Consider the following 8,803-nt stretch of genomic DNA (forward strand, 5'->3'; position numbering starts at 1 on the left):
TCCCGAATAAAGGTGCCTAGCGAAGTTCACGCTGGACGACGCGGTGCGCGCGCTCGCTGGCGTCTCTCATGAGCGTGTTGACGTCCCCGCCCGACACCGCCTGATTGATCGCAACCGACGCCAGGTCGGCCACCTCGGGCCAGTAGACCACCTCCGGCATTGGCGCCGCTTTGCCCTGGAGTGCCGCGAACTCGGCGGTCTGGACGTGTGAATTGGCCGCATTGACCTGCGGATCCTTGAGGCTCGACCAGCGGTTCACCACGTTGTTGCGCACCGCGAAGCCATTCACGTTGCGTTCGATCGCGTTGCGTTTGTCGAGATCCGGATTGGCGAGCCATTTCAGGTATTCCCACGACGCCGCCTTGTGTTTCGAATACATCGAGATTGACATCGGCATCGTATTGACGACCGTGGTCGGCGGGTCTCCGGGCTTGTAAGCCGGCATCGGCGCGAAGCCCACCTGTTCGGGCTTGAGCGTCGAATCCTTCGGGTTGGTCACCGCGGCATACGCCCATTGCCAGATTGGCAGCATCGCGACGCGGCCCTGCTGGAAGGCGATCCGCGCATCCTGTTCCACATTCGAGGTGGCGCCCGGACCGCACAGGTTGTGCTTCGAATAGAGCTCGACGTATTCGCGCGTCGCCTTCATCGCTTCGGGCGATGTCCAGGCCGGATAGCCCCTGTCGTCCAGAATCCGGCCGCCTGCTCCGCGTACGAAATCCGCCCAGACGAAGAGATTCTGGCGATTGCCGTCCGCCCCGTAGTAGCACGCAAGCGGCGCGATGTCCGGGTATGCGGCGCGGATCTTCGGGCCTGCATCGATGACGTCCTGCCAGGTGCGCGGCGCCTTCAGATGCAGCGCATCCAGAATGTCCTTGCGATACAGGAACATCTGCACGTTGCTGCGCACCGGCATGCCATAGAGCTTGCCGTCATGGGTCACGGACTGCAGAAAAGCGGGCGGGTAATCGGCGAGGTCGAAACTGTCCTGCCTGATGAGCGGATCAAGTGGCTGCAGCCAGTGCGCGTAGGACGCGCCCCACTGATCGAGATAGTTGACGATATCGACGTTGCCATTGGCGGCCACGCCCACGCTCGTGACTTTTTCCTGCAACGCCTTGAACGGCACGAACAACCACTTGACGATGATGCCCGTCTCGTCGGTGAACTGCTGCGTGCGCATCTGCAGTGCCATGAACTGCGGTGTGTTGACGGCCATCACCTTGATCGTCTGACCGTTGTATGGCTTGCCGGCCTTCAGCCCATAGGGAGGCGTCGCGGCGGATGCGGGGAGTTCAGCCGCCGTCGTGACATTGCCAACGGCGATGAGGGATGCGCACACCGCGGCGCGAGCGATACGGCCATACATGGTTGTCTGCCTCCAGTAGTCGCAGCGCGAACGCTTCGACCAACGTGTCTGCGCGCTTGCCGCGCCGATGTGCCTTCAACGTTTCTTCTGCAGCGCGGTGATCTGCCTGGCGCTGGACGTCGTATGAAACAAATTTGGACCTGTCAATTTGTTCTGTCCAATATATTATTTGTTGTGATTTCATATGTTTTGGGAATGAAGCATGATCGACCTGCGTCAGATGCGCTACTTCGTGGTCCTCGCCGAGGAACTGAACTTCGGGCGGGCTGCGACCCGTCTGCACATTACCCAGCCGCCGCTCAGCCAGCAGATCATGCAGCTCGAGACGGACCTCGACACTCCCCTTTTTATCCGTGGCAAGCGTCCGCTGCGACTTACCCATGCGGGCGTCGAACTGCTGGCGGGTGCACGACGGCTGCTTGCGCAGGCCGAGGTGGTGGTCGAGCACACGAAGCTCGCCGGGCGGGGCGAACGGGGGCGCCTCGGGATTGCATTCGTCTCCGGTTCGCTGCCGAAGGTGCTGCCCGAGTGCATCGGTGCGTACCGACACCGCCATCCGGACGTGCGGCTCGACCTGCGCGAAGGCGTAAGTTCGATGCAGCGCGAGGCGATCCTCGCCGGCGAGATGGACGTTGGCTTTGTTCGGCCGGTCGGCAACGACACGGACGAACTGACCAGCCGCATGCTGCTGAGCGAACCGATGATGCTCGCGGTGCCGGAGCAGCATGCACTCGCTCGCGTCGAGCGCGTGCCGGTCTGCGCGCTTACCGCCGAACCGCTGATCCTTTTCAGCCGGCAACACTCGTATTATTTCCACCGGATCGTATCCGACATCCTGCAGCGGGCGGGCGTGACACCGGAGATTGCCCAGGATGCGACGCAGCTTTATACAGTGGTCGCGCTGGTGTCGAGCCGGATCGGCATCGCGATCGTGCCGGCGTCGGCGCGGCACATGCGTTTTCCGGGTGTGGTGTTCCGTCACCTCGAGCTCGAGCGGCCCGTCAGTGCCGTGCTGGACCTCACCTGGCGAACCGGCGACACGAATCCCGCGCTGATGAATTTCATCGACATTGCCGTCGCGCAAGCCGAGCGCTATTCACATTCGGCCGCGCTTTAGCCTCGCGTCCTGCTATTTTTTCAGTTCGTGCTGTCGTTTTGCGGCTTCGTGTACTATTCTATGCATTCGAATGCATGGGCGCGATTGATGTGACGAACGGAGCACGGGCCCGCGCCTGCATTTCCCTTTCCTGGAGATGAACGTGATGACCAGCCTTACTCCCGCTAGCGGGAATCACTACCCCATACTGACGAACGACGAAGTCCAGCAGCGCCTGATCAGGCGATCCGCCATGGTTCCCTGCAAGATTGCGTTTATCGACTGCAAGATGAAGGGCTCCGACCTCAAGGAAAATTACTCGCTGATCGGCCCCGGCGTCACCCAAAGCGCCGACCAGGTGGTGAACCTGCGCGAGCCGCATGGGTTTAGCCTGGGCGTAGCGGCGATGCCCCCTGGCGTGGTGAATAATCTGCACGTGCACTATACGGCCGAGGTGTTCATGATATTCAAGGGGCGCTGGCTCTTCCGTTGGGGTGCGAATGGCGACGAAGGCACCGTGATCGGCGAACCGGGCGACGTGCTCAGCATCCCGACGTGGATCTTCCGCGGCTTCAGCAATATTGGCGACGACGATGGCTGGATCTTCTCGGCGCTCGGTGGCGATGAAACGGGCGGTTTGATCTGGCATCCGTCTATCCTCGAACAGGCCGCGCAACACGGCCTCTATCTGACGAAGGAGTCGGTTCTGGTGGACACCGCCGCCGGCGCCCCGATGCCCCCCGCCGACGCGCTGCTGGAGCCGATCGACACCGCTACCGCCGAAGGCCTGCGTCACTACTCACCTGACGAAATGCGCAAGCGCATGGTGAAGATCGACGATCGCACCTGGTCCTCGCGTGCGCTGCTGGACAGCGTTTTGTCAGGGCATCGCAGCGAGATGGCCCCGGTGGTCGGCTTCGGCATGACGCAGGACCGCGATCACGAACCCGCTGTCACCAATCCGCACGGCTTTTCGATCGAGTGGCTGCGTATTGCGCCCGGCGAGCAGGTCGGCAGATACATGCTCGGCACGAAGCAGGTCCTGATCGTGTTCGAAGGGACTGCTGAGATCGCGTTGAACGATGCGGGCGAGGAAGTCAGCGTTCGCGTGCAGCGACAGGATCTGTTTTCCGCTCCAGCGAATACGTGGCGTTCGATCCGCTCGGTCGGCGATGTGTCATTGCTGATCGCCGTCATGACTGCAGGCGACCAGAAGAAAACTATCACCTGGGCCCCGGAAATCGTCGCGGCAGCGGCGAAGGCCGGGTTTGGCATCGACCACAACGGTTATGTCGCGCCGCTGCGACTGCTGCCGTTCGAAACCCGCCAGGCTGCTGAGGCACTCATCGCGGCAGAATAGCGCCCGGACGATCCGCTGCTGGCAGTAGCGGATCGTCTAGAATCGCAGTTCATCCTACTCCCGACTCGTTCCGTATGGCCTTGCCGAGTTCCGCTGCGAAACGCCGTCCACCCAAGTCGACCGGGACGGTCGAGCCCACGTCGGCGGCACAGCGCGCGACGTCCTATGATGTCGCGATTGCGGCCGGCGTCGCGCAATCGACAGTGTCGCGGTGTTTCCAGCCGGACAGCCCGATTTCGCCGGACACACGCGCCCACGTGATGGCGATAGCCGGGCAACTCGGCTACCGGCCGAACGCGCTCGCGCGCTCGCTGATTCTCGGGCGCTCGAACGTGGTCGGGGTCATCGTCACGCGATACACGTTGCGCTATAACCCGGAACTCCTGTATGCGCTCGGCGAAGCGCTCGCCGCGCGGAGTGCCAAGCTGCTCCTGATTGCCGTCGACAGCGACGACGCGGTCCATTCGACGCTGCGCGATGCGCTGGAGTTTCCGCTCGATGGCCTGATTTCCTGCGCGACGATGACCGACGGGGACATCGCGGGTTTCCGGCGACATGGCGTGCCCGTCGTGTTCCTGAACCGGTGTGTGGTATCCGACGGCGTGGATTGTGTCGGCACCGACAATGTCCATGCGACACGTCAGATCGCGGACGCGCTCTATCATGCTGGACATCGGCGATTTGTCTGCATCAGCGGCCCGCACGGCGCACCGGTCAGTGAGGAACGGGTGGCCGGCTTCGTCGGTCGCTTGCGCGAGCTTGGCGTAACAGACGTGGTCACGGTCGCGTCCGATTTTTCGTATGACGGTGGACGCGCGGCATTTCTCGAACAGGTGTCCAGCTCAGCGCAGAAAATCGATGGGGTGTTTTGTGCGAACGACCAGCTTGCGCTCGGTGCGCTCGATGCATGCCGGTTCGATCTCAAACTCGCGGTGCCGGAAGATATTGCAATTGTCGGCTTTGATGACGTTGCGGAAGCATCGCGTGCTGCCTATCAGTTGACCACAGTTCGCCAGCAGGTTGAAAAACTCGCGGCTCAGGCCGTCCGTCTGCTCAACGAGCGGCTCGCCGAACCTCGCATCAGGCCGCGCACGATACTCGTGCCGGGCGTGCTGATCAGGCGGGCGTCGGCGTAACTTTGAGCGGACCGTCGGCGCCACCCCAGATGGCCTGCGAATCTGGTCAATGAATTGATCATGCATGTTGAACTGGGCTCGCATGACCGTCGGCCATGGCCGTCAGTGCCTATTGCGTCAAGGGTGCGAGGTCACGCTTAACCCGGTTTTCGTTCCACTGCGCTTCAAACCCCCTACCCCCTCGACTCTGCGGCTGGAGAGGATGCTGCCCGCGCCGCTCTTGCAATTGTCGTCCAGTCGCTGGCCTGTAAGAGGACTGCGACGCAGTTTCGGCGCGAACACTGCACACGGTGCGGCCAATACCGGATAGTCGGCGGCGGACGAACATATCCGGGAACAAACGGTGGAGCGGACCAGCGTCGGAAAACTCGTCGGTGGCAATCCTCTATGTTCATCAGGGTGCACCTATGGGTTGATGCCGACGCTCAGGCGCTCGGACAGCGTAAAGCGATCGGCGTATCGATGAAAGCTTTCCAGAAATGTGCTCTCGGCCGAAGACATCAGTTTCTCTGGACTCCATAACAGATGCAGATCGATGTCGGCGACTCCTTCGCTCGGAGGCAGCCGCCACAACCGGCCCTCGCTGATATCCTGGAGAACGCTGTGGTCGGGCAGATATCCGATGCCAAAACCTGCAAAAATCAGTCGCCTGACTTCGTCATGATTCGAAGACGAAGCGACGATGCGCCCCGAGAACCCGTTCTGGTCGCGAAAGATCGTTAAGGGGGAAAGGCCGCCGCCGATCAGGTCGCTCGTGAACGACACGAAATTCTCGCCCAGCAGGTCAGCGATCTGCGCATCGGTGCGTCCAAAAAGCCGGTGGCCCCGTCCACAGAACATCGCATATCGCTGGCGCAGAAAAAGCCGCTTCTCGAGCCGCTTCATCGAACTCGGACAGAGCCCCAGGCCGGCCGTGGCCGTCCTGGCCAGCAAGGCGCTGATGATGTCCGCGCTTTTCATCACCTCGATATGCAGTTCGACGAGCGGAAACGAACGATGGAACTCGCCGAGGAAACTGTCGTACGCCCCTGAATGAATCCGACTGGCGGTCAGAAATCGCACGGAACCGGCTACTTCATCCGAGCGGGCAACAAGCGCGGGGCCAAGCCGTGACATGCTGCCGTACATCTGTTCGGCGATCTCGCGGACATCCTCCCCAGCCGGCGTGACCTCGAAAACCGTGCCGTGCCGCTGGATCAGGCGCCGTTCGAGATGGCCTTCAAGACGCTTTAGCGCCTGACTGACGGCGGATTGCGTCAGATGAAGACGAGCCGCAGCATGGCTGATACTCCGCTCCTCCACGATAGCCAGAAACGTTCGTAGCAGATTCCAGTCGATGCGGTCGTTCAGCAGCGCGGCGGGTTCGACCGGCGACACGGGATTTTTCAAGGTACCGGACTCCTGACAGGTGACGCGACAGACGCGACGGCGGACATTGCCGGCGGAAGTCCAGCTTAACATTAATTCTGTTAATGTCGAACAGTAGATTTCATTGTTTGACTGATGTCATTTGGCGCGCGATTCTCGACCTTGTAGCCAGCCCGTTCAAGTGCGATCAGTTGTCGAGCAGCACGCTCAACAAGAAAGCCGAAAGCTCGTGCGACTGGCGCATCAAACGCTTTTTCTGGAGACAGCGGATGACCTCGACACAGTTCGCACGGCAACCGGCTCGCGCCGCGGCCGCCGCATTCATCGGCACGATGATCGAATGGTACGACTTCTACATTTATGCCACGGCTTCGGCGCTCATCTTCGGCAAGCTGTTTTTCCCGATGTCGAGTCCCTTCGTGAGCACAATGGCCTCGCTCGGAACCTTTGCTGCAGGATTCTTCGCGCGCCCGATTGGAGGAGTCGTGTTTGGCCACTGGGGTGACCGCGTCGGGCGCAAGAAAGCGTTGATGGTTACGTTGGTCATGATGGGCGTTGCCACGGTCGGAATCGGTCTGTTGCCCGGCTACGCCAGCGCGGGCGTCGTCGCGCCGGTCCTTCTGATTGCCTTGCGTCTTTTTCAGGGGATCGCGGTCGGCGGGGAATGGGGCGGTGCGGTACTGATGGCGAGCGAGCACGCGCCCGCCGGACGACGCACGTTTCTCGCTTCCTTTGCCCAGCTTGGAAGCCCTGCCGGCCTGATCCTTTCCCTTCTTTTCTTTCGCGCCGTCAGCAACCTGAGCGAGGCCGACTTCCTCAGTTGGGGATGGCGGCTGCCTTTCCTTTCCAGTGCGGTCCTGCTCGCTGTCGGGTTCTATATCCGTGTCGGCGTTGCCGAGTCTCCCGAATTTGCCCGGCTGGTCGAAAATGAACGGACTGCGAAACTGCCTGCGGTCGAGGTCATGCGCACCGCCTGGCGCACGGTTGCATTGTGCATGGGCGTCTGCACCGTGGCGATCGGCGGAATCTATTTTACAAACACGTTCATGTTGTCGTACACCACGCAAACGCTTGGGCTCGACCGCAAACTGATCCTCGACTGCCTGTTCATCGTCGCGCTCCTTCAACTCTGCGTCCAGCCGCTGGCAGCCTCGCTAGCGGAAAAGTTCGGCACGGCACGCCTGCTCAAAGGCGCGGCGTTCGCATCTGTATTTGCGCCATATCCGATGTTCATGCTGGTCCAGACCGGGCGGGCGCCGCTCATCGTGGCTGGCATCGGCATCACGCTGACGTTCATGGCTGCGATCTACTCGGCCATGGCCGGATTTCTGAGCAACGCGTTCGAAACGCGCGTCCGCTATTCGGGGATTTCGCTTTCATACCAGTTGTGCGGTGCGATTGCAGGCGGCCTGACGCCACTGGTTGGCACGCTACTCGCACACCGTTTCCCCGGCACGTGGTTGCCACTCGCACTCTTCTACTCGCTGCTGTCATCCATCACGCTCCTGTCGATCGCCCGGCTCGACGCGAGCACCCGTAGTCGGGCTGCAATCGGGGCCGTCACGCCCTGATCGCTGCGACCGCGGACCTCGTCTTTTCAGGGTCGTGCAGTCGCTGCCGATCCCACCCGTTCCTGCTTTTATGCCCACCGTTCGCTGCGCCCGCGCGGCCGCACGACGCGCGGCTTTCTGGAGAATATCTTGCTCGACATCACCACTGCCCAACGCATTCTCGACGCTGTGGATGCACGGTTCAATGCGCAGCTCGGTTTTACGCAGGACCTCGTTCGATATCCGTCCTTGCGCGGCGCCGAACATACCGCCCAGGATTTCCTGTTTGAAGCAATGCGCTCGCGCGGTCTCGCGATGGATCGCTGGCGCGTGGACATCGACGCCATCAAGGATCATCCGGGCTTCGGTCCGGTGACCGTGTCTTATGAGAACGCGTACAACGTAGTCGGCAGCTACCGTCCGGCAACGCAGACCGGGCGCTCGCTGATCCTGAACGGACATATCGACGTCGTTCCGACGGGCCCGGCCGGGATGTGGTCCCGCTCGCCCTGGGATCCCGCGATCATCGACGGCTGGCTTTACGGGCGCGGTGCGGCAGACATGAAGGCTGGTCTGGTCGCGAATCTGTTTGCGTTCGATGCCGTGCGCACCGCCGGCTATGCCCCTGCGGCTCCGATCTACTTTCAGTCAGTCGTCGAGGAAGAGTGCACGGGCAATGGCGCGCTTGCCGCGCTTCTGCGGGGTTACAAGGCGGATGCGGTGATCATTCCCGAGCCTGAGGAAAACATGCTCGTGCGTGCGAACGTCGGCGTATTGTGGCTGAAGGTTCGGGTCGACGGCCGACCGAGCCACACCCGCGAAATGGCAAGCGGCTTCAACGCGATCGATGCGGCACAGGAACTGATCGCCGGCCTTCGCGAGCTTGAAGCGAGCTGGAATCGTGAGCACCGTTGTCATCGTCAT

The 8,803-nt window shown here is 61.6% G+C and carries 7 protein-coding genes; 5 read left to right on the forward strand and 2 right to left on the reverse strand.

Features of this window, described 5'->3' with window-relative positions:
• Positions 1 to 16 precede the first annotated feature (16 nt).
• Positions 17 to 1,369, reverse strand: a complete 1,353-nt coding sequence (locus VFE81_RS07260) for a sugar ABC transporter substrate-binding protein (protein ID WP_325043947.1) — start codon at positions 1,367 to 1,369, stop codon at positions 17 to 19.
• Positions 1,370 to 1,571: 202 nt separating this feature from the next.
• Between VFE81_RS07260 and VFE81_RS07265 the strand changes: the two genes are divergently transcribed.
• The 3 genes from VFE81_RS07265 (at position 1,572) to VFE81_RS07275 (ending at position 4,961) form a co-directional block, all read left to right on the forward strand.
• Positions 1,572 to 2,486 (forward strand): LysR substrate-binding domain-containing protein, encoded by a 915-nt coding sequence (locus tag VFE81_RS07265; protein WP_325043948.1) that lies wholly within the window; start codon positions 1,572 to 1,574, stop codon positions 2,484 to 2,486.
• 145 nt (positions 2,487 to 2,631) lie between these two features.
• Positions 2,632 to 3,825, forward strand: coding sequence for a hypothetical protein (locus VFE81_RS07270; RefSeq protein WP_325043949.1), 1,194 nt, complete (start codon positions 2,632 to 2,634; stop codon positions 3,823 to 3,825).
• A gap of 74 nt (positions 3,826 to 3,899) precedes the next feature.
• Positions 3,900 to 4,961: a LacI family DNA-binding transcriptional regulator gene (locus VFE81_RS07275; RefSeq protein WP_325043950.1), complete on the forward strand. Its 1,062-nt coding sequence runs from the start codon at positions 3,900 to 3,902 to the stop codon at positions 4,959 to 4,961.
• Between the two features lie 405 nt (positions 4,962 to 5,366).
• On the opposite strand, the gene VFE81_RS07280 is transcribed toward VFE81_RS07275, so the two are convergent.
• Positions 5,367 to 6,338: a LysR family transcriptional regulator gene (locus VFE81_RS07280; RefSeq protein WP_325043951.1), complete on the reverse strand. Its 972-nt coding sequence runs from the start codon at positions 6,336 to 6,338 to the stop codon at positions 5,367 to 5,369.
• 260 nt (positions 6,339 to 6,598) lie between these two features.
• Between VFE81_RS07280 and VFE81_RS07285 the strand changes: the two genes are divergently transcribed.
• Positions 6,599 to 7,900 carry an MFS transporter gene (locus VFE81_RS07285; RefSeq protein ID WP_325043953.1) on the forward strand — a complete coding sequence of 434 codons (1,302 nt, stop codon included), beginning with the start codon at positions 6,599 to 6,601 and terminating at the stop codon, positions 7,898 to 7,900.
• 129 nt (positions 7,901 to 8,029) lie between these two features.
• Positions 8,030 to 8,803 (forward strand): ArgE/DapE family deacylase (locus VFE81_RS07290; RefSeq protein ID WP_325043952.1); only part of this gene is annotated, 774 nt, incomplete at its 3' end.

It is taken from the genome of Paraburkholderia sp. (assembly GCF_035656215.1).
In the GTDB taxonomy this organism is placed as follows: domain Bacteria; phylum Pseudomonadota; class Gammaproteobacteria; order Burkholderiales; family Burkholderiaceae; genus Paraburkholderia.